Below are 22,840 nucleotides of genomic sequence, written 5' to 3' on the forward strand. Positions count from 1 at the left end.
CAATGGAATCAAAAATCACCTAGTGTAATTTTCCTTGCTGTTGTTTCAGAAATCAAAAAGTTATACCTTTTCCGTGCTCATCATTCAAAATAATTAATCATGCTTTTAAATATTATCTTTTCATATAACCGTGCCATGCAGGTAGATTACTTGTTGAGTACCATTTTAAAAAGAATCAAAATAGATGATTATGAAACGGTAGTTTTATACCATACCACCGGCAATCATCATTTAGGCTACAAAAAATTAATTGAAAAATATAAAAACTATCCCAATATCCGCTTTGAAGAAAGAAAAGAAATATGGTTTGATCCTGCTTTTTTCAGAACACTGACCAACAAAAAAAACATAAAATTCTTTCTTGAGAAAAACCTAAAGAGCAAACAAGGAGATAATTTTAAAGGGTTACTTCAGGGGCTTCTGCGAAAAAGCCGACATGAACTCATTATGTTTAACACTGATGACGGTGTTTTTTATAATGATGTCTTTCTTGATGAAAATATTCTTTCTGAATTTAAAAAAGATCCCGAAAACTCGTCCTACAGGATGTATGTAGGTGATAATATTGAAGGATTCCCTGATTATATTCAGAAAAAGGACAATTATTATGAATGGGATTATTATGCTGATAAGAACATTACGCACTGGTCCTACCCTTTTTCAGTTGATGGAACTATATACAATACCAAACACCTGCTAAAGGTTTTAGAAAAAATACCTTATCATAATCCAATCACTCTGGAAGAAAATGTGTTTCGATATGCATTGCAACATCAACTTTTCAGAAAAGGGATGGGGCCGTTACAATCCAAATTGGTAGGAACAACCTTAAATCGGGTTTCTGTGGAAACATTTAACCCAACGATCAACATCAGCGTGGATGAATTAAATGAAAAATTCATCGAAGGATATACTCTTCATCTCGGGCTTCCCGATCATATTGATGTCGTCAATATTGTTCCATTCGAAGTAAGTGTAGTAAAAGAGGACAAAAAAGAGCTTTTATATTCTTTAGATGATGATGGCAAGAAAATACAAAATTCTTATGGAATTGAAGGGACTAAAAACGAGCCCTAATAGATATACAAATTAAATGATTATGACTCCGCATATTATAGATTTTTCAAAGATCGGATCTCCGGAATTAGGATATATTACTGTAGCAGAAACTCAAAAGAATATTCCTTTTCCCATCAATAGAGTTTACTGGACTTATTTTACGCCTCAAGATGTAATCCGTGGAGGACATGCCCATAAGAAACTACAGCAAGTGATCTTTGCCGTTTCAGGAACAATAGAATTCAACACTCAGGACCTGGATGGTAATGAGGCAACATTCGTTTTAGACAACCCTTCCAAGGGACTTTATATTCCGGAATTAATCTGGAGAGATATTAAGTTCAGCCACAGTGCAGTCCTTTTATGCCTTGCTTCTGAACATTATGACGAGCATGATTATTTCAGAGATTTTGAAGAGTTTAAAAATTACAAAAAATGATACACCCTTTAGCTGACGTACAGTCTCAAAATATAGGCGAAGGAACTTCTGTATGGCAATTCTGTGTCATTTTAAAAGGCGCCAAAATCGGAAGTGGATGCAATATCAACTGCCAGGTCCTTATAGAAAATGAGGTTACTATTGGAGATAATGTCACCATCAAACCCGGAGTTCAGATTTGGGATGGTGTAGATCTTGAAGACAATGTATTCATCGGACCTAATGTAACTTTTACCAACGACCTTTTTCCAAAATCTAAAAATAAAAATTTCACATTAGAAAAAACTTTGGTAAAAAAAGGAGCCTCGATTGGTGCCAATGCGACTATTTTAGCTGGAGTTACGATAGGTGAAAATGCATTAATCGGTGCAGGCAGCGTAGTGACCAAAAATGTTCCCGATAATGAAATATGGGTGGGAAACCCTGCAAAATTTTTAAAGAATAATAACAATGATAAAGTTTCTTGATTTACAAAAAGTTAATCTCAAATACCAACAGGAAATAGAAAGTGCCTTATTACAGACATTCAGATCAGGATGGTATCTTTTAGGAGAAAAAACCAAAGCTTTTGAAACTAATTTGGCACAATATATCGGATCAAAACATGTTATTGGAGTAGCCAACGGATTGGATGCTTTACGCCTTATTCTTCGTGCTTACATAGAATTAGGCATCATGAAAGCAGGAGACGAAATCCTTGTTCCTTCCAACACTTACATCGCTTCTATACTGGCTGTTTCTGATAACGGATTAGTACCTGTATTAATAGAACCGGAACTCAATACCTATAATATTGATATTGCTAAAATTGAAGAAAAAATCACCCCAAAAACAAAAGGAATTCTTATTGTTCACCTTCAGGGAAGAATTGTTTTCTCAGATCAGCTTAAAGAAATTGCTCAGAAATACCATTTAAAAATCATTGAAGACAATGCCCAGGCTATAGGGGCAGAGTGGAATGGTATAAAATCCGGAAATCTTGGAGATGCTGCCGGATTCAGCTTTTATCCGGGAAAAAACTTAGGAGCTTTAGGAGATGCAGGGGCTGTAACAACTAATGATGATGAGCTAGCCAAAGCTATCAGAGCATTGGCTAATTATGGTTCCAATCAAAAATATGTAAACATTTATCAGGGGTTAAATTCCAGACTCGATGAACTTCAGTCAGCAGTGTTAGACATCAAGCTGAAATATATTGATGATGAAAACAATGCAAGAAGATTTATCGCAAAAAGATTTATTGAAGAAATCAACAATCCTGCGATCATCCTTCCTGAGTATCCTGAAAATGAAAATGAGCATGTATGGCATGTTTTCGTAATCAGGACCCAAAGAAGAGATGAACTTCAGGCTTATCTTACAGAACATGGAATACAAACCATTATCCACTATCCTATTCCTCCTCATCATCAGGAAGCATATAAAGAGTGGAAAGATCTTTCTTTTCCTATAAGCGAAAAAATTCATGCGGAAGTGTTAAGTCTGCCAATTTCATCTGTTTTAGAAGAAGAGGAAGTCCTGGCAATTATTGAAACGGTAAATAAATTTTAAATGGAACAACCCTTAGTAACAGTTGTCGTAGTTTCTTATAATCAATCACAGTTTATAAAAGAAAATTTAGATAGCATAAAAAATCAAACCTACAAAAACATCCAGTTAATTGTAGGCGATGATGCTTCTCCGGATCATTCAGTAGAAGTTTTTGAACAATGGTTACAGGAAAACAACTATCCTGCAGAAAAAAACTTCCATACTAAAAATACAGGCTTACCCACAATGCTTAATGAGTGCCTTGATTTGGCTAAAGGGAAATATATAAAAATCATTGCTGCAGACGATTTCCTACACCCTGAATCCCTTGAAAAATCAGTATATACCCTTGAAAAACTGGGAAATGAATATGGAATGTCTTTTTCTCATACCCATGCTGTAAATAACGACAGCCAGATTATTGAGGATATTGCTGACTATGATGCATTGGGAAATATAGACCCTTATATTTTCAGAGAAGAACTATTAAAAGGAAATAGAATTGCAGCGCTCACCGTCTTATTAAGAACAGACGTTGTAAGGGAAACCGGAAAATATGATTCACAGTTTATTATAGAAGATTATTATCGATGGCTCAAGGTCAGTCAAAAATATTTAATTGCCTATATTCCTGAAAAGCTGGCATATTACAGGCTTCATGCTGACAATATTTCAAAAGTAAAGGCAGACAGAATCGAAATGGAGGCAGCTACACTTCAGATGATGTTTGATAAAAAAGGAGTTTCGAGAGGAAGCATCAATCATATTACTCAAAAATTATATCAATCTGGAACTCAACTACCTGAGGAATATATCAACGCTTATCATGCATATCCGTTTCGGTCAAAAAAACTGGACTTTGCAATAAAAAAGAATCTTCCTGTTTCTTTGTATAAGATTTTAAAGAAAGTTATGTAAGATCAATTCTTTAATCTCAACCATACTTTCTTGTTGTTATCTATGTGTAACGGATATAAGAACTGAGGTATGATGCATTGGAAGATGTAAATACTTTATATGTATTACTGCAGAATAATCTGGGTTCAAAAATTTAAACTTTGAACTGATAGTAAGGAAAATAAGGTTATTTTTGACAAAGGGAATATCTATTCATTTGAAATCCCGGGATAAAAAAAGTTTCATTATAAAAGTATAAGTAGAAAAGCAATTACAAAATAAGAAATGGAAAATATCATGATTACAGGCATAGCAGAATTCATTGAATCCTATATTGTAGAAGAATTTATAAAAAATCATTCGGAAAATATAACCATTACTCCTGAGATGCCTGCCTATACTGAGTATTTATAAACTTTGCAAAATAATTACATTATAGAGTCAATAATTTTTATACATAATAACAACACCAATATATTAGTTATTATTTTTAGTTTTATATAATCAATAATTTACAGACTAAAAAAATGGTAAAAATTAATTATTATAAATTTGTTAAAACTTACACAGATGAATGAACCACAACAAAAGTGGACGGAAACCATTGAAGCAGACCATTCTTTATTTAATCTAAAACTAAAAGAAGTTTGGCACTACAAAGATTTAATTTACATGTTTGTAAAGAGAGACTTCATATCCAGTTTCAAGCAAACCATTTTAGGACCAATCTGGTTTTTTATAAATCCCATCTTTACAACGATTACTTACCTTATTATTTTTGGGAGATTTGCTAAGTTACCTACAGATGGAGCTCCCGGTATCATATTTTATCTCTCCGGAGTTACTTTATGGAATTATTTTTCAGGCGCATTGCTGGGAACTACGGCGACTTTTACAGGAAACGCCAATATCTTTGGTAAAGTTTACTTCCCAAGATTAGTAACTCCCATTTCAATTGTCATTTCAAACCTGATGCGTTTAAGTGTTCAGTTTATCCTATTTCTTATGGTATGGGTATACTATCTTGTTAATCATGAGGTTTCTCCTAACTGGTGGATCCTGGCAACTCCATTTTTATTAGTTCTGATGGCCCTTTTTGCACTTGGTGTTGGAATGATATTCTCTGCACTTACTACAAAATATAAAGATTTAAGTATGCTTTTAACATTCGGTATCAGCTTATATATGTATGCTACACCGGTTATTTATCCTGTATCAATGCTTCCGGGATATTTCAAAAAGTTAGCAAAATTTAATCCATTGACAGGTATTTTTGAATGCTTCAAATATGGCTGGCTGGGCGTGGGAGATTTTTCTCCGGTTATGCTGGTTGCCAGTACTGTGATTATCTTACTTCTTCTTATGGTTGGAGTTGTTACTTTTAACAAGGTTGAAAAAACCTTTATGGACACAGTATAAAAACTATAGCATTGGATATAAAAACACTTGAGTAAAAATTTAAATCACAAAAACATGTTAGCTTTAAAAGCAGAAAATATATCAAAACAATATCGTCTTGGAGAAGTGGGAACCGGGACTTTATCCCATGACCTCAACAGATTTTGGCATAAAGTAAGAGGTAAGGAAGATCCTTATCTAAAAATTGGTGAAGCCAATGACAGAACAACCAAAGGTGAATCTGATTATGTATGGTCCCTCCGTGATATCAATTTTGAGATTAACCAGGGAGATGCTGTGGGGATCATAGGGAGAAACGGAGCTGGAAAATCTACTCTTCTCAAACTTTTAAGTAAAGTAACAAAACCTACCACTGGAAAAATTTATACCAATGGAAGAATTGCATCTTTATTAGAAGTGGGAACCGGATTTCACCCGGAAATGACTGGTCGTGAGAATGTGTTCTTGAATGGCGCTATCCTTGGGATGACCAAAAAAGAAATCAAGCGTAAGTTTGATGAAATTGTAGATTTCTCAGGAGTTGAAAGATATATAGATACCCCTGTAAAAAGATATTCTTCCGGAATGTATGTGCGTCTTGCTTTTGCTGTTGCTGCTCACCTGGAATCTGAAATATTAGTCGTTGACGAAGTTTTAGCCGTAGGTGATGCTGAATTTCAGAAGAAATGTTTGGGGAAAATGGGAGATGTTACCAAAGGAGAAGGCCGAACTATTTTGTTTGTAAGTCATAATATGGCTGCTGTAAAAACCCTTTGTAACAACGGTATCTTATTAGAGAAAGGAATGGTAAAATATTCAGGGAATATCGATAAATGTGTAAGCTATTATCTCGGAAATTCCAAAGAAAATGAATATATAAAAACCTTTGATATTGGAAGCGAGAACGTAAGAATCCAAAGAGTTACCGTGAAAAACGCTGGCTCAGATGATTTTAAGAATTTATATGAAAACCAGGCAATAGAATTAATCACAGATATTAATGTTCTTTCAAATAATCCGGGAAGATATCATTTGACCTATGTTTTGAATAATGAACAGGGAGAACCTCTTTTTTCTCTTTCTCATTTTGAACAATTTGGACTAAAACCCGGACATAATAAAATAAAATGCACTTTCCCGGCAAAATATTTTCAGTCAGGTAACTATTATTTGAGTTTATACATTATTGAAGATGCTTTAAGAGCAGATTTTATTGAATCTGATATATTTACATTTATAGTTGAAGATACTCCAAGGGAACTAGGCGACTGGATGGGTCGTGAACCTGGATATATTCGCCCGACCTTCAACTGGACCTTAGATTAAAATTAAAAAGATGAAAGATTTATTACAAAAAATAGCCAACAAAGTAGGCTATACAATCATTAAGAACGACACTTATGATAGTATGGTCCAAAGAAGTAAAAAAGCAGCAGTTGCAAACGAGAAAAATGACCTGCTGAATAAATTTTATGCAACCCTGAAAGCATTAAACTTTCAGCCTAATTTTATTGTTGATATTGGGGCGAATACCGGAACATGGACAAGAGAGGCTTTAAAACAATTCCCTGACTCTTCCTATCTTCTTATAGAACCACAGGAAAGGCTTTCAGCAAATTTTCAAGACTTGCTGCAAAATCCTAAAATCAAATATTTACCTGTGGGAGTTGGAGATAAAAATGATATCTTAAAATTCACAATAGTTGATAGAGATGACAGTTGCTCTTTTATTTATTCAGAAGAGGAAGCTGCCAAAATGGGATATGAGCAAATTGAAGTTCCTATCAAAACTCTGAGTTCCATTATCAAGGAAAATAATCTTGATTATCCTGACATTGTAAAAATTGACGCTGAAGGACTGGACCTGGAAGTGATTGATGGTGCCTCCGATTTATTTGGAAAAACAGAAGTGTTTATGGTAGAAGCAGGCGTTCAGGTTAAAGTGTATAAAAACTCCTTATTGAGATTGGTCAACAAAATGGACGAAGCTGGATATGAGCTGTATGATATTACAGATTTAAACAGACCAATTGACATTCCTGTTTTATGGCTTGTAGAACTTGTCTTTGTAAAAAAAGGCGGTAAACTTACTCAATTTCCAATAAATCTATAATTATGATTCCTGTAACAAAACCTTTTCTTCCCCCGAAGGAAGAGTATGATGCATATTTAGAAGGTATCTGGAAAAGAAACTGGCTTACCAATATGGGACCACTGGCCAGTCAGCTTGAAATGGAACTTAAAGATCATCTTAAGTTACAGCATCTCCTTTTTGTCACTAACGGAACTGTTGCTATACAAATGGCGATAAAAGCGTTGGAAATTACAGGAGAGATCATTACGACTCCTTTCTCTTTTATTGCAACTACCAGTACTATCGTCTGGGAAGGATGTACGCCGGTTTTTGTAGATATTGACCCAAAAAGTTTATGTATAGATCCAAAGAAAATAGAGGAAGCTATCACAGAAAACACCCAGGCAATTCTTGCTACTCATGTTTATGGAAACCCTTGTGATGTGGATGCAATAGAAGCCATTGCTAAAAAGCATAATTTAAAAGTCATTTATGATGCAGCCCATGCTTTTGGAGTAAAAATAAATGGGAGATCTATTTTTGAATATGGAGATATTTCTACCTGTTCATTACATGCTACCAAACTTTATCATACTATCGAAGGTGGATTATTAGTTACCAAGAAACCTGAGCTTTTAAAAAAATTAGCCTCCATAAGGAATTTTGGAATTTCCGGGTATGATTCCTTTTCTGATCTGGGAATCAATGGGAAAAATTCAGAATTTCATGCGGCAATGGGATTAGCTAATCTAAAATATATCACCCAAATTCACGAAAAAAGAAAGGCTCTTTCAGAATTGTATGACGAAAAGCTTAAAACACTAAAGGCTGTAAAACCCCTATGGCATGCCAAGGCCACTGAGAATTACCCGTACTATCCTATTGTTTTAGAAAGTGAAGAACTTTTATTAAAATTAAAAAAAGAGATGGATAGCCATGAGGTATTCACACGCAGATACTTTTATCCAAGTTTAGCCTCAGCTTTACCTTATCTTCCAAAATTAGAATTACCTATTACTGAAGATATTTCTAAAAGATCTTTATGTCTTCCGCTTTACTATGATATGACTTTTGAAGAAGTTGAATTCATTTCAAGATTGATGCTAAGAATCCAAAATAATTAGTATGAAAACAGCAATAATGCAGCCCTATTTTATGCCCTATATAGGCTATTTAAGTCTTATTAAGCATTCTGATCTGTTTATTTTGTTTGATCCTGTACAATTCATCAGACATGGATGGATAGAAAGAAACAGAATCCTTAAGCAGAACGAGGGCTGGTTATATATACAGGTTCCGCTAGTAAAAAGTGGCAGAGACACTTTAATTAAGGAGTGTCTGATTGATAATTCTCAAGATTGGAAAGGTAAAATTCTGTCTCAGTTACAGATTTATAAAAAACAAGCTCCTTACTATTATAAAACAGTCCAGCTACTGAAGGAAATATTTGAAGGAGAATATGATACGATTACAGCATTGAATAAAGCTTCGCTGGAAAAAATATGTAATTATCTTGGTTTCCCGAAAGAACTTCCTGTATTCTCAGAAATGAATCTTGAAATAGAGGAACCCAATAGTCCGGATGAATGGGCTTTAAATATATGTAAAAAACTGGATGGAAAGATTCATTATATCAACCCTATCGGAGGGTTGGAATTTTTTGATACAGAAAAATATACAAATCAGCATATTGATATTTCATTTCAGAAAATGATTCCGGTTCATTATGACCAAAAAAGAACACCTTTTGAATACGGATTATCAATCATTGATGTTATGATGTTTAATTCGCCTGAAGAGATTAATAATATGTTAGATCAATTTGAGCTGGTCAATGAATAATAAAGCAATAGGAGGATATTTTGAACTTGAGCTGCCTGTTGGTAACTCAGATTTTGCAGGTAATAATTCTATTACTCTTAATTCTGCACGAAATTGCCTTGAGTATATTCTCCGTGCCCGGAAGAAGTCAAAAATTTATATTCCTTATTATACTTGTGATGTCATTTTAGAACCTATCCAAAAAATTAATCTTGAATATGAATTTTACGATGTGGATTCTAATCTGGAACCTCTGTTCGATTACTCAACGATAAAAGAGAGTGAAGTTTTTTTATATACCAACTATTTTGGGATTAAAGATCTTTTTATTCAAGAGTTAATCCACAAGATTCCCAATAATATCATTATTGATAATGCTCAGGCTCTGTTTGCTCCTGTAATAATGAATATTGATCAGTTCTACTCACCAAGAAAGTTTGTTGGGGTAGCTGATGGAGGATTTTTATACACTAATAAACATCTGAACATTGATTTTGAAAAAGATGAAAGTTACCAACGGATGAGCCATCTGTTGAAAAGAATAGATCTATCTGCAGAAGAAGGGTATTCTGATTTCAGTGAAAATGATAAATCTTTGGAAAATCAGCCCATTAAGACCATGTCTAATCTGACAAAAAAAATGTTAACAGGCATTGATTATGATTATATAAAAAAGCACAGAAAAGAAAATTTTCTTTTTTTACATGAAGCGTTAAAAGAAAAAAATAGTCTTCCTATTGAATTATCCAAAGAGTCTGTTCCCATGGTATATCCTTTCAGGACTCAGGATAAAAAACTTAAACAAAAGCTCATCAGTGAAAGAATTTACTGCGCCACTTATTGGCCAAATGTTTTAAACTGGTGTACGGAAGATAAGAACTCTCATATTTTAGCACAAGAAATAATAGCATTACCGATAGACCAGAGATATTCGGTTAATGAAATGAAAAAAATTTTAGAATGTATAATGTATTAATAAGACCACTTGTTAAAGAAGATGCATTGACTTCATACCAATGGAGAAATGATCCTGAAATCTGGAAATATACAGGTTCCAGACCAGATATTACAATAACGAAGGAAATAGAATCCGAGTGGATTGAAAAAGTACTGCAGGATGATACCAGTAAAAGATTTGCTATTGTATGCAATGAAGAATATATTGGAAATGTACAGCTTACTAATATTGATAAGTATTCTGCTGAGTTTCATATTTTCATTGGTAAAAAAGAATTTTGGGGAAAAGGGATTTCTCAATTGGCAACATACCAAATATTATACTTTGCTAAAGAGGTTTTAAAACTAGAAGAGGTTTATCTGTCTGTAAAATCAGAAAATATTGCTGCTGTAAAATCTTATCAAAAAAATAATTTTGTTATTAAAGAACAAACTGAAGGAGAGATTACCATGTCAGTAGTATTATCTGAGCTTCCCAATACCGTTGTAAGTATATTTATGATGATATATAATCATGGGAAATACCTGAAAGAATGTCTTGATAATATCCTATTGCAAAAAACAAATTTCAACTACGATATTGTAATAGGTGAAGATTGTTCTCAGGATAATTCCAGAGAAATATTACTTACTTATCAAAAGCTATATCCCGGAAAGTTTAAACTTCTGCTCCATCCTCAAAATATCGGAGCCATGAAGAATCAAAATGAAACATTTAAAAACTGTACGGGTAAATATATCGCAATTTGTGAAGGTGATGATTACTGGACAGATCCACTAAAACTTCAAAAACAAGTAGATTTTTTAGAGGAAAATAAAGATTGTGTCCTATGTTTTCACAAAGTGAAAATAGTAAAACCAACAGGTGAACTCGTAGATGATTTCATCACTAAGGTTCCTGAAAATTTTGAGTTAAGAGAAACATTAGCAAAAAAACTAAATTATATACATACTCCTTCAGTTCTTTTCAGAAATGTAATACAAACAGAAGTGGATGCCATGGAGTTTAAAAACTCGCCTATTGGAGATTATTTCCTCTATATGATGTTGACAAAATATGGAAAAATAGGATATCTAGAAGATTCTATGGCAGTGTACAGATATGGTGTGGGTATATTTAGTTCTTTAAACAGGCTTAAACACATCAAGGTCAATATATTATTGTTTACTAATCTCTATTCTTATGAAAAAGACCCTGTAATAAAAGAGATTTTTTACCAACATCTTCAGGATGCCCTTTCATTAGTAGATGAAGAATTTCAGAAAAGTGATAGAATTCTTAATTCAAGAAGACATAAATTAGTTGAAAAGATATATAGGTTTTTGAAAAAATAAAAAGTTTCATCTAAACTAATAAATCTATATTTATATAAAAGAAACCGTAAATGTTACAGGATCTTCAAAATAAACTTGCCATCATAATTCCTTACTACAAGATAGATTTTTTTGAAAAAACTATCCAGTCTCTTGTTGCTCAAACCAATAAGGACTTTACATTGTACATTGGAAATGATGCAAGCCCCAATAATCCTCTACCTATTCTCACTCAATACCTCAATCCTGAAGAGTACCATTACTTTGATTATAAAGAAAACGTAGGCGGCAAAAATTTAGCTTTGCAGTGGGAAAGAGTACTGGAAAATATACATGAAGACTGGTTTCTTATTTTAGGCGATGATGATACCATTTCAGAAAATTTTGTTGATGAATTCTATAAAAACCTTAAGACTGTAGAAGAAAATAAGATCAATGTGATCAAATATTCTCAGGCATTAATTGATGAGAATGACCAAATTCTCACTTCTTTTACAACATATAAACCTATAGAATCTTCAACCAACTTATGGCTTCAAAAACTTTATGACGGGCATCGTTCAAGTTTGTCAGAGCATATTTTCAGAAGAATTTCATATCAAAAATATAAATTTAAAGAACTTCCTTTAGCCTGGCATACGGATGATTTAGCAGTATTGGAATTTTCTGATTTCGGATCAGTTTATTTTATTAATCATGCTCAAACATTTGTACGGATCTCCTCAGCAAGTATTTCCGGAGATGTAGAAAATACCACTTATCAGGAACAGAAAACAGACGCCAGATATCAGTTTTTTGGATATCTGATAACGGCTTATTATGATAAATTCCCTGTAGAGACGCTGAAAAAATTAATCAATGTGCACCTGCATTTTTGCTGGCAGCATAAAAAGAAATTGAATATTGATCTGTATAAGCTTTACTATTATTTAAAAAGCTACAAACAGCTGTTGGGAGTTCCGCGGAAAAAGTATTTGTTGCTGAAAAATCATAATCCTGTATGGGACCTGCAACATTATACTGCAAAACTCCATAAAGTAAAAAATAAATATCTGTACCAGTATCTTATTCGGTATGATCAACATGTAAAATCCCAGAGACAAAATCCTTTAAGTATTCCTGTGATTATCATTAATTTTAATCAGTTACATTATCTGAAACAGTTAATAAGCTTTTTACAGGAAAGAAAATTTGAGAATATTGTTATTATAGACAATAAGTCGGATTACCCTCCGCTTCTTGACTATTATCAGTCTATTGATAAAACAGTAACAATAGAAAGAATGAACGGAAATTTCGGACATAAAGTTTTTTTTGACCACAAAGATTTACAGGAAAAATATGGTAATGGCTATTTTATATTAACTGATCCTGATATTGTTCCCAATAAAGAACTCCCTCAAAACTTTATGACGGAAATGATCTCTAAGATGGATAAATATTATAATACCATAACCAAGGTGGGATTTGCTTTGGATATAGAAACCATTCCTGATTATTTTCCATTAAAATCCAAAGTAATTAAATGGGAAAGTAACTTCTGGACGAACAAACTGGAAGACGAGGTATATTCTGCACTTGTAGATACAACCTTTGCCCTGTACAAACCTTATTATCCAATAAAATTCAACAATTTACCCTTTTTAGAAGGAATAAGAATGGGTGGTAATTACACTGCTTTACATGGTGGTTGGTATATGGATCCTCAAAATTATACAGAAGAATATCTGCACTACATCCAATCGGTGGATAAATCAAGTTCGTGGAAACTGGATGCAAAAGGAGGACATGACAATAAAGGAATCGCAAAATATGAATAACAAGGTCACTTAAAAAGTCTTTATAAGAAAATTGTAACACAAACGCTGATAATGATTATAGGAAATGGGCTTATCGCCAACTCATTAAAAAAAATTGATTCAGAAGAGTATTTATTCTTTGCCTCAGGAGTATCCAATTCATTGGAAACAAGAACTTCTGAGTTCGAGAGAGAACTGTCTCTTTTGAAGACAGTCTCCGCAGAAAACAAGGAAAAGAAATTAATTTACTTTTCTACGCTCAGTATTCATGATCAATCCAAACAAAACAGTCAGTATGTGATTCATAAAAAAGGAATTGAAGATTATATTGAAAATAATATTGAAAATTACCTGATATTGAGAATAGGAAATATTGTAGGAAAAGGAGGAAACCCCAACACTCTTTTCAACTTCCTGAAAACTCAGATTTTTAATGACTGTAAATTCCCAATACATCTGAAAGCAAGAAGAATACTTTTAGACATTGATGATATTCCAAAATTTATAACGCCCCATTGTCTGAATACCCATAATAAAGTAATCAATTTTTCTTATCCCTATTATTACGATCTCAAGGAAATCGTAAGTGCCATTGAAAAAGAAATCCATAAAAAAGGGAGGTATTCAGAATCTGATGAAGGAGATTTTTATAAAATAGATTTTGATAAAGAAATTATTAGTTTTTTCTCCACAATAAGCCCAGAGGATTATTTAAAAAATCTAACCCAAAAATACATTTAAAATGGCGAATATATATGTTATTATTGTTACTTACAATGCCATGAAATGGGCAGAAAGATGTTTCAGCAGCTTAAGAAACTCTTCTGTTCCGGTACAATGTATTACGATAGACAATGGTTCTACAGATGGAACCCAGGAATATATAAAAACCCACTTTCCGGAAGTAGATTTTATACAGTCTCCGGAAAATCTTGGTTTTGGAAAAGCCAACAATCTGGGAATAGAAAAAGCCCATAAACAAGGAGCTGATTTTTTTTATCTGATGAATCAGGATGCCTGGATTTATCCGGACAGTCTTCAAAAAGTTTTGGACGTGTACAATAACTATCCGGACAATAAACAGATTGGAATTCTAAGCCCAATGCACCTTGACGGAAGTGAAAAAAAACTGGATCTTCACTTTGAAAATTATTTAGCCAAAGACTTACGAAACAACAGAATGCTTTCAGACATCTATTTTGATGAAGTAAAAGCATACTATGAAATTGGTTTTGTAAATGCGGCTCATTGGTGCATTCCAAGAGCAATTATCGAAAAAATAGGAGGTTTCAATCCTTATTTTTTCCATGGCGCTGAAGACTATGAATACGTTAACCGTGTCACTTATTTCGGACTTAAAATAGTGGTATGCTCCCAAAGTAAAGTGGTACATGATACTGTACAGTCCTTTTATAAGCAGGAGCCCAAGGACAAAGCAGAATTATTGAAAAATAAAAGGCTTTCTATGATTATGCAGCGGGAAACGAAATATCTTGATCCCAATTATCATTATGACACCAAAAGAGAAAAAAAGGCACTCTTTTCTTTTGCTTTGAAAATGGGAGCTAAGGGAAATATTAGTGAATATAAATTTTATATGGAACAATATAAATATTTCTCAGGGAAATTTAATGAGATCGAAAGAGCCAGAAAAACAGCAATGACGGGTCTGCATCCGTTCCTGAATCTTTAAATAAGAATGAATATGGAAAAACTACCCATAAGCATCTGCATTCTTTCCTGGAAAACAGGAAAAACACTGAAAAATACGCTGAAATCATATAAAAAGTATGGACTTCTGGATATGATTGATGATATTGTTATTCTTTTTCAGGAGGTAAGTGAGTCAGATAAAAAGCTGGCAGATCAATATAAAGTAAGATATATAGGACTAAAGGATAATATAGGTATCGGAAAAGGAATGAAAATGCTGGCAGAAAATGCGGCCTGTGAAAATATTCTTTTCCTGGAACATGACTTTGAGCTTGTCGAAGATCAAAAAATCGTATTTTCTCGGCTTAAAAGTGGTCTTGAGATGCTGAACAACGGCTTTGACGTAGTCCGTTACAGAAGTAGAAAAACACCCGGTTACCCTCTGATTTCAATCAGGCACAAAGGAAATGAGCTAAATTATTATGATGACTGGCATGAGTGTACTTCACCTCATCTTCTGGAATCTTTGCACTGGCTTGATCCTGCCTCAGAATTTCCGGATAAAATTCAAAAGCAAGGTGAGTACTTTGTGACCACTTCACGCTGGGCCAACTGGACCAATAATCCTTATCTTGTAAGAAAAAGTTTTTTACTGGAAACCATTATTCCTTTTTCAGGAGAGACGGTCTCTCTGGAAAGAAATATCGCAGCCTGGTGGGTAAAGCAAAACTTCAGGATTGCACAAGGCGAAGGACTTTTTAAACATAATGATCTTACCAAATATGCAAAAAAAACGATTATTCAGAAGATCATAGGAAGACTGAAAAACAAACTTAAATAACACTTTTAAGATGAAAATTCTTTTTCATGAAGATGAACTCAATTACAGAGGGACTTCCATCGCAGTATACGATTACGCAGATTTTAATGAAAAATATCTGGGGAACGAATCTATCATTGTATATAACAAAAATGCAAAGACCAATCACCCGTTGGGCATTGAAAAATTTGAAAAAAGATTCCGGGTACATGGCTATTCAGATTTCAGTGAAGTAGATCAGCTTATCCGTGAAGATAATATAGATCTTTTTTATGCCATCAAAAACGGGAATATCGATGGGATAGATACTAAGGAGTGTAAATCCGCAATACACAGTGTTTTCAAACATTTTGAACCGCATGGAGATGTATATGCATATGTTTCCGAATGGCTGAGCCAGGAAATGACCGGTTCAAAATATCCTTATGTTCCTCATATGGTTAATTTTGAGTCACAGACCCACGAGGATTTGAGAGCAGAATTTAATATTCCTCCAAAAGCAAAAGTATTTGGATATTATGGTGGACATATCAGCTTTAACATTCTTTTTGCTCAAAAAACGATTGAGGAGATCGCTTCAAAATACAAGGATATCTATTTCATTTTTATGGGAGTAGATCCTTTCATCAAGAAAAAATGGTGGAAATCGGTTCCTTCTAATATTATATTTCTTCCGCCAAGTTCGGACATTATCATGAAACAGAAATTCATCAATACGTGCAGCGCATTACTTCATGCCCGTGAAAGAGGAGAAACTTTCGGAATTACCGTGGCTGAATTTGCCATTATGGGAAAACCTGTGATTGCTTTTGCCAACCCTCCAGAAAAAGCCCACATTACTCATTTACAGGATAAAGCATATTATTATAATGATAGTAAAGAGCTAAAGTCCATTATCCTGGATGCAGACCTCACTTTATCTGCAAAAGAACTCTATGAAAAATTTCTCCCTCATCCGGTAATGGATACATTTAAAAAGGTTTTTATTGATTAAAGAATATTTTTTATCCCATTTAAAACCAGCTAGCAAATAATTATGAAAACGAAAATCATCAATTATATAATAGGATTGATCTTTCTCATTTACTACTGTATCTGTATTTCCAACAGTTACATTCAGCTCGTTTTTCATAAAAACGGTTGGTATCTTGGTGAATGGCTTATTAGCTATCAGGATGGAGGGTTCAAGCGAAGAGGACTTTTAGGAACTCTGTTTATTGTCCTCAACGAACTTACCAATATCAAGCTCGAATTCCTTGTATTTGCATTTGTATCTATAGTCTATGCTGTCTTTTTCACGCTGTTGATCCAATTGTTCATGCAGAAGAAAAATACGCTGCTCACCATAAGTATTGTACTGCTTCCTGCAGGAATGGGAATGGTCTTGAAAGATCCTACCATTATTGCAAAAAAGGAGATCATCATTTTCCTGTTGTATTTGATTTATTTTTTAAGGCTTGAAAGTAAAAAGACAGTAAAAGATATTGCAGTCAGTTTTTTTATTATTCTCGCAATCCTGAATCATGAAGCAGCTTTCTTTTATATCCCATTTGTAAGCTTTACCTATTTTGTTAAAGACAATTCTCCCTCTTTTATAAAGATAAAAAAAATAATACTTTACCATTTAGCACCTGCAGTTGTTACGATGTTACTGTTGTATAAATTCGGATACAGCATAAGTACCCCACACTCTATCCAATTTCTACAGGAACATGGACTGACATTGGTTCTTAAAGGGATTTACGGCTATGATCCTAATTATAATGTACTGAAATTTTATAAAGCTCATTCATATGGTTATTTTACCTACCTCATCAGTTTATTTTTTGCAACAATAACATATTATATTTATTGCAGATCAAACGAAATAAGCATCAGCAAAAAGTTTCTGGTTGTACAGGCTATTTTCCTTATCCCATTATTTTATGTGGCTTACGATTGGGGAAGATGGATCAATATTTTCTTTACCCTATTAACGATCTTTATTGCTGGCGAACCACAATTGGTTAGTACTTTTAAAAAAAATATTACAGCACTCGTATTGATTCTGTTTAATTCATTATGGAAAATGCTCCTTTTTACAGCAGGCTTCCTTACCTTCCCGGCCGTTGACACCATTATAAAAAAACTGTATTACTTTATTTATTTTAAACTTTTTTAAAATAAAAACACAACCCTTGTTTAAAGAACGAGCATGAAAACGAAAATAATTAATTATATCCTTGGTTTAACATTTAGCCTTTACTACTTTGTAAGTATTACAACTTCTTATACCCTTATCATAGTAAAAAAAGGAGGTTGGTGTTTCGGAGACTGGATCATCAATTATCAGGATGGAGGATTCAAACGAAGAGGTCTTTTCGGAACTCTGTTTATGTGGATCAATGAACTCACCCATATTAAGCTTGAGTATATTGTATTCGCATTTGTAGCTGTACTTTATACTGCCATTTTTTATCTTTTGTTCAAACTCTTTTGGAATGAAAAGAACAATCTTCTTGTCATCGCTTTACTTCTGCTTCCGGTAGGTTTTGGAATGATGGTAAAAGATCCTAATATTGCTACAAGAAAAGAGATGCTGTTTTTTTTCCTGTACCTTCTCTACCTCTTATGTCTGCGGTCAAAGGTTATTATTAAAGATATCACCATCACTGTTTTTATCATTATTGCCCTTTTAACCCATGAGGCAGCTTACTTTTATTTGCCATTTGTAGGATTAGCCTATTTCATGAAAAATGAGGGTTCTTCGTCTGATAAACTCAAAAAAATACTGTTTTATCAGTTTATTCCTGCCACCATCATCATGGTTTTTCTTTATAAATTTGGAATCAGTTTAAGGACAGAAAATACAATACCTTTCTTTAAAGCTCATGGATTGGTACTTGAGGAAATGGGAATTTTTGATTACGACCCCAATTATGACGTTCTGGGATATTATCAATCTCACTCTTATGATTATCAAACCTACGGAATAAGCATATTATTAGGTGCGTTGACAGTCTATATATATTGCAAATTCAATAGAATTAAGATCAATACCCTATTCCTGATTATACAGATTCTTTTTTTGATTCCATTGTTCTATCTGGCCGTAGATTGGGGAAGATGGGTGAATATATTTTTCTCACTCTTGACTATATTTATTATAACAGAACAAAGAGCGGTTCTAAGCAAAAAACAGGAAGTTATTGCTGTGATATTAATTTTATTTAATCTTTCCTGGAGAATGATGCTGATGACTCAGGGATTCTTAACTTTCCCTCAGTTTGATGCGTTTCTTAAGCAAATCTACTATTTTTTGTATTTTAGAATCACCAATTTGTTTTAGAACCTGGGAAACTCATTAAGCCCAATAAAAATATTAAAATAAAAAATGCCTGAGATTCATATTATCATTGTTACCTATAATGCCATGAAATGGGCAGAGCGGTGCTTTACCAGTCTAAGAACATCATCTGTCCCTGTAAAGTGCTTCGTCATAGACAACGGATCTACAGATGGAACTCAGGAATATATAAAAACTCATTTCCCGGAAGTAGATTTCACTCAATCTGAAACCAATCTTGGATTTGGAAAAGCCAACAATATAGGTATTGAAAAAGCCTATAAAAATGGGGCTGATTTCTTCTATCTGATGAATCAGGATGCATGGCTTTATGAAAACAGTATGGAAAAGATGCTGGAAGTCTATAACAGCCATCCCAACAAAGACGAAATTGGTATTATAAGCCCTATTCATATAGACGGTTCAGAGAAATACCTTGATATTTTCCTGGATCAGTATATTGCTAAGAATTATGAAAAGACAAGAATGATTTCGGATTTGTATTTTCAAACATTAAAACCTTACTATGAGATTCATTTTGTCAATGCTGCTCATTGGCTGTTACCAAAGAAAACAGTAGAAACCATAGGAGGATTTAATCCTTATTTTTTCCATTATGGAGAAGATGATGAATATGTTAACAGAGTCCATTTTCATCAAAAGAAAGTCTTACTGGTCCCGGGAAGTAAAGTGGTTCATGATGGAGTACAGCTTCTCCATAAAATAGACTTCACCAAATACGAAGATGTTCGTGTAGAGATCAACACACTGAACCCGAGTTTTCCAAATGGCTTGCTATCAGAAAAGAAATCACTGAAACAAAGTATGTTTAAAAACTTTATAACAGGAAATTTCAGCAAGTACAAAGAATTGTCTCAGAAGTATCAAAAAATTGCAAGAGACAGTGAAAAATTAACCAGCTTACGAAGTCAATTGATTCAATCAGGTCCTACTTTTCTCAATCTGTCGTAAATTAGCTGTACAAAAAGTGAAAATTAATGATGAAAAATAAAATATTATGTGTGGAATAGCGGGAATTATAAGCAGGAATGCCAGGAATTACCAGGAGGAAATTCGAAAGATGACAGATTCATTGGTTCACCGTGGTCCGGATTCTTCTCACTATGAATTTTATGAAAATGCCGCACTGGGTCACCGTCGACTTTCCATTATAGATCTTTCTGACAATGGAAAGCAACCCATGTTCTCCAATACTAAAAATGAATGTATTGTCCTCAATGGGGAAATATATGGCTATCAGGACATCAAAAGACAATATGCAGAATACCCTTATCATGGAGGTTCTGATACTGAAGTTATTCTTGCCATGTACCAGAGAAAACAGGAAAATCTCATCCATGATCTTCCGGGAATGTTTGCATTTGCTATTTGGGACGAGCAGAAGCAACAGTTATTTTGTGCAAGAGACCGTTTTGGAGAAAAACCTTTTTATTATGCCATTGGTAACAATAATGAGTTTATTTTTGCATCAGAAATCAAAGCCATTTTAGCTTCAGGACTTATACAGCCTAAAGTAAGCTCCCAGGCACTCTCTCACTATCTCCAATATGGATATGTAAGCTCTCATCAGAGTATTTACAGCAATATATATACGCTTCCACCCGCTCACCAGCTGATCTGGAAAGATGGGCAGTTTAAAGTTTCCCGTTATTATAGCTTACCTGCAAAAGACAGGGTAATTAGTCTTTCCGACGCTAACGAAGAATTTCTGTACCTGTTGAAAAATGCGGTAAAAAAACAGCTGATTGCAGATGTAGAAGTAGGAAGTTTCCTGAGTGGAGGATTAGATTCTTCATCCGTTGTTGCTTTAGTAGATGAGTTTTTACCTCATCAAACCACCATCAGCTTCGGATATGATCACAAAGACAATGAGCTCAAATATGCCAAGGAAATTGCCGAAAAGTACAAAACCAATCATATTGAGGTTCATGAGAAGAAATCTGATCTTGTTACCTCACTTTTAAAAATATCTCCATTTTTTGATGAACCTTTTGCAGACGCTTCCTTTATTCCTCACTATGAAATATGCCGAGCAGCCAAAAAGAATCTTACGGTTGTATTATCCGGTGATGTAGGAGATGAGTTATTCGGTGGATATCATTTCTATACCGTTGAAAATAAATTAAAGAAACATTTCAGCTATAAGAATATTATTGCTCAGTTTGGGTTAAAACTATATCAGCAAATAAAGCCTACATCATTCCTTACCCGTAAAAATATGGAGTTTTCATCCATTATGGATTTCCACCTGAATGATGTAAGAAATGCCTTCAATAAAAAAGAGCGCGATCTTCTCGGAGTTTCTTCAGATGAACCGCAAACTTATAGTTTTACTCCTAATCCGGATTCGCTGAACGATATTATGAGGATAGATTTGGAAAATTATGTTCCAGCTAATATGATGGTGAAATCTGACCGAATGGCAATGGCTAATTCTTTAGAAGTGAGAACTCCATTTCTGGATCTGGACTTTGCTGAATTTTGCATCCAATTGCCGGATCAGCTGAAACTTAATGACAGCAATGATAAAATTATTCTTCGTGAAGCAATGGGGTCTTATTGGACAGAAACCATCAGATCACGCCATAAACAAGGGTTTGGCCTTGGAGTAAAAAATTGGTTTGCAGAAGAAAACCTGATGAATTTTTCAAATGACCTGCTAAAAGATCCGAATCATAAAGTGTTTAATTTCATTGATTTTAAAGCCGCTCAGAATTTCCTTGACAAGGATGAAAGACATTGGAATCTTTTACAGCTTGCATTATGGGCTGATAATAATAAATCTGTTTTGTAATGCTTGAAATATCTGTTATCATTCCTGTATACAATGCTGCGGAATTCCTTGAAAAAGCAGTTCGGTCTGCTGTTCAGTTTGAAGAAGTAAAAGAGGTCATCTTAATTGAGGATAAATCCACAGATGACTCTTTGAAAATCTGTGAGCGGCTCAGTACTGATATTCCAAAAGTAAAATTATTTCAACATGCAGATAAAGGAAACCATGGTGCTGGAGCCGCAAGAAATCTGGGGATAGAAAAAGCTACCCGGGATTTTATAGCATTTCTGGATGCCGACGATTATTATCTTCCCAATCGGTTTGATGCTGAAAAAGAACTTTTCATAAACCCAAAGGTAGATGGGGTTTTCAATGCTATTGGGACGGAATATCTTACTGAGAAAGGAAAAGAAGAATTTCAGTCTAAATTTAAAGAAGTATCTCTGAGTACAGTTAATTATCCTGCAGAAGGAGAAGAAGTATTTAAAGGACTCTTAAGTTTAACAACTAAAACTTTCGGTACATCTTTTCACCTCAACTCACTTACGATACGAAAGGCTTCTTTAGAACCTCATCATCTACGTTTCAATAAGGATCTTCGGGTACATCAGGATTCAGACTTTATTATCAAACTGGCCTACCACTGTCATTTAAAAACAGGGAATATAACAGAAGCTGTTGCCATGAGAGGCGTTCATGATAACAACAGAATCACTAAAATTGTAAAATATTCGCCACAATATAATCAGAGACAATTTCTTTTATGGCAATCCCTTAATCAATGGGCTATTTCCAATCATATACCATCAGAATCCGGAAAAAGAATTTATTTACTGTATAAATCATTTGATCTATCTTTAAAGAAAGGGTTTATCAAATACTATACAATTTTAGAAGAAGCCCTTAAAAACCCTGAAATATTAAAGACTAAATACCGTTTCACTTACTACAACAGATGAA

The 22,840-nt window shown here is 33.9% G+C and carries 23 protein-coding genes; all 23 read left to right on the forward strand.

The window, feature by feature from the left end; all coding sequences use genetic code 11:
* Positions 1-99 precede the first annotated feature (99 nt).
* Complete coding sequence (locus tag EG344_RS09605; RefSeq protein ID WP_123858741.1) at positions 100-1,077, forward strand: hypothetical protein; 978 nt, start codon at positions 100-102, stop codon at positions 1,075-1,077.
* A 22-nt stretch (positions 1,078-1,099) separates the two neighbouring features.
* Positions 1,100-1,498: a sugar 3,4-ketoisomerase gene (locus EG344_RS09610; RefSeq protein WP_123909239.1), complete on the forward strand. Its 399-nt coding sequence runs from the start codon at positions 1,100-1,102 to the stop codon at positions 1,496-1,498.
* Entirely contained in the window at positions 1,495-1,965 is a 471-nt protein-coding gene (locus tag EG344_RS09615; protein ID WP_123858739.1) for an acyltransferase, read from the forward strand. The genes EG344_RS09610 and EG344_RS09615 overlap by 4 nt, the downstream gene beginning before the upstream one ends.
* Entirely contained in the window at positions 1,949-3,049 is a 1,101-nt protein-coding gene (locus EG344_RS09620) for a DegT/DnrJ/EryC1/StrS family aminotransferase (protein ID WP_123909240.1), read from the forward strand. The genes EG344_RS09615 and EG344_RS09620 overlap by 17 nt, the downstream gene beginning before the upstream one ends.
* Positions 3,050-3,946, forward strand: coding sequence for a glycosyltransferase family 2 protein (locus EG344_RS09625; RefSeq protein WP_123909241.1), 897 nt, complete (start codon positions 3,050-3,052; stop codon positions 3,944-3,946).
* A gap of 264 nt (positions 3,947-4,210) precedes the next feature.
* Entirely contained in the window at positions 4,211-4,339 is a 129-nt protein-coding gene (locus tag EG344_RS24385) for a hypothetical protein (protein ID WP_262698152.1), read from the forward strand.
* A 156-nt stretch (positions 4,340-4,495) separates the two neighbouring features.
* Positions 4,496-5,344, forward strand: a complete 849-nt coding sequence (locus EG344_RS09630) for an ABC transporter permease (protein WP_123909242.1) — start codon at positions 4,496-4,498, stop codon at positions 5,342-5,344.
* A gap of 54 nt (positions 5,345-5,398) precedes the next feature.
* Positions 5,399-6,649 (forward strand): polysaccharide ABC transporter ATP-binding protein, encoded by a 1,251-nt coding sequence (locus tag EG344_RS09635; protein WP_123909243.1) that lies wholly within the window; start codon positions 5,399-5,401, stop codon positions 6,647-6,649.
* 10 nt (positions 6,650-6,659) lie between these two features.
* Positions 6,660-7,436: an FkbM family methyltransferase gene (locus EG344_RS09640; RefSeq protein WP_123909244.1), complete on the forward strand. Its 777-nt coding sequence runs from the start codon at positions 6,660-6,662 to the stop codon at positions 7,434-7,436.
* Between the two features lie 2 nt (positions 7,437-7,438).
* On the forward strand, positions 7,439-8,521 hold the full coding sequence (locus EG344_RS09645; protein WP_123858733.1) for a DegT/DnrJ/EryC1/StrS family aminotransferase: 1,083 nt from the start codon (positions 7,439-7,441) through the stop codon (positions 8,519-8,521).
* Position 8,522: 1 nt separating this feature from the next.
* Positions 8,523-9,239 carry a WbqC family protein gene (locus EG344_RS09650; RefSeq protein ID WP_123909245.1) on the forward strand — a complete coding sequence of 239 codons (717 nt, stop codon included), beginning with the start codon at positions 8,523-8,525 and terminating at the stop codon, positions 9,237-9,239.
* Positions 9,232-10,194, forward strand: a complete 963-nt coding sequence (locus tag EG344_RS09655) for a hypothetical protein (protein ID WP_123909246.1) — start codon at positions 9,232-9,234, stop codon at positions 10,192-10,194. Before EG344_RS09650 ends, EG344_RS09655 begins: the two co-directional genes overlap by 8 nt.
* Positions 10,179-11,510, forward strand: a complete 1,332-nt coding sequence (locus EG344_RS09660) for a GNAT family N-acetyltransferase (RefSeq protein WP_123909247.1) — start codon at positions 10,179-10,181, stop codon at positions 11,508-11,510. The genes EG344_RS09655 and EG344_RS09660 overlap by 16 nt, the downstream gene beginning before the upstream one ends.
* A gap of 50 nt (positions 11,511-11,560) precedes the next feature.
* The gene (locus tag EG344_RS09665; protein WP_123909248.1) at positions 11,561-13,309 is read left to right on the forward strand and encodes a glycosyltransferase family 2 protein; all 1,749 of its coding nucleotides are present in this window, start codon (positions 11,561-11,563) and stop codon (positions 13,307-13,309) included.
* 51 nt (positions 13,310-13,360) lie between these two features.
* Entirely contained in the window at positions 13,361-14,029 is a 669-nt protein-coding gene (locus EG344_RS09670) for an NAD(P)-dependent oxidoreductase (protein ID WP_123909249.1), read from the forward strand.
* Between the two features lies 1 nt (position 14,030).
* Complete coding sequence (locus EG344_RS09675) at positions 14,031-14,981, forward strand: glycosyltransferase family 2 protein (protein WP_123909250.1); 951 nt, start codon at positions 14,031-14,033, stop codon at positions 14,979-14,981.
* Positions 14,982-14,993: 12 nt separating this feature from the next.
* Complete coding sequence (locus tag EG344_RS09680) at positions 14,994-15,782, forward strand: glycosyltransferase family 2 protein (RefSeq protein ID WP_123909251.1); 789 nt, start codon at positions 14,994-14,996, stop codon at positions 15,780-15,782.
* Between the two features lie 10 nt (positions 15,783-15,792).
* Entirely contained in the window at positions 15,793-16,755 is a 963-nt protein-coding gene (locus EG344_RS09685; protein ID WP_123909252.1) for a hypothetical protein, read from the forward strand.
* Positions 16,756-16,797: 42 nt separating this feature from the next.
* The gene (locus EG344_RS09690; protein ID WP_123909253.1) at positions 16,798-17,922 is read left to right on the forward strand and encodes a hypothetical protein; all 1,125 of its coding nucleotides are present in this window, start codon (positions 16,798-16,800) and stop codon (positions 17,920-17,922) included.
* Between the two features lie 33 nt (positions 17,923-17,955).
* Complete coding sequence (locus EG344_RS09695; RefSeq protein ID WP_123909254.1) at positions 17,956-19,089, forward strand: hypothetical protein; 1,134 nt, start codon at positions 17,956-17,958, stop codon at positions 19,087-19,089.
* Positions 19,090-19,134: 45 nt separating this feature from the next.
* A complete protein-coding gene (locus EG344_RS09700) occupies positions 19,135-20,058 on the forward strand; it encodes a glycosyltransferase family 2 protein (RefSeq protein ID WP_123909255.1) in 924 nt (307 codons plus the stop codon).
* A gap of 46 nt (positions 20,059-20,104) precedes the next feature.
* Entirely contained in the window at positions 20,105-21,901 is a 1,797-nt protein-coding gene (gene asnB / locus EG344_RS09705) for an asparagine synthase (glutamine-hydrolyzing) (protein ID WP_123909256.1), read from the forward strand.
* Positions 21,901-22,839: a glycosyltransferase family 2 protein gene (locus tag EG344_RS09710; RefSeq protein ID WP_123909257.1), complete on the forward strand. Its 939-nt coding sequence runs from the start codon at positions 21,901-21,903 to the stop codon at positions 22,837-22,839. Before asnB ends, EG344_RS09710 begins: the two co-directional genes overlap by 1 nt.
* The last annotated feature ends 1 nt before the right edge of the window (position 22,840 follow it).

Origin of the sequence: Chryseobacterium sp. G0162, assembly GCF_003815715.1 — a bacterium.
Lineage (GTDB): Bacteria > Bacteroidota > Bacteroidia > Flavobacteriales > Weeksellaceae > Chryseobacterium.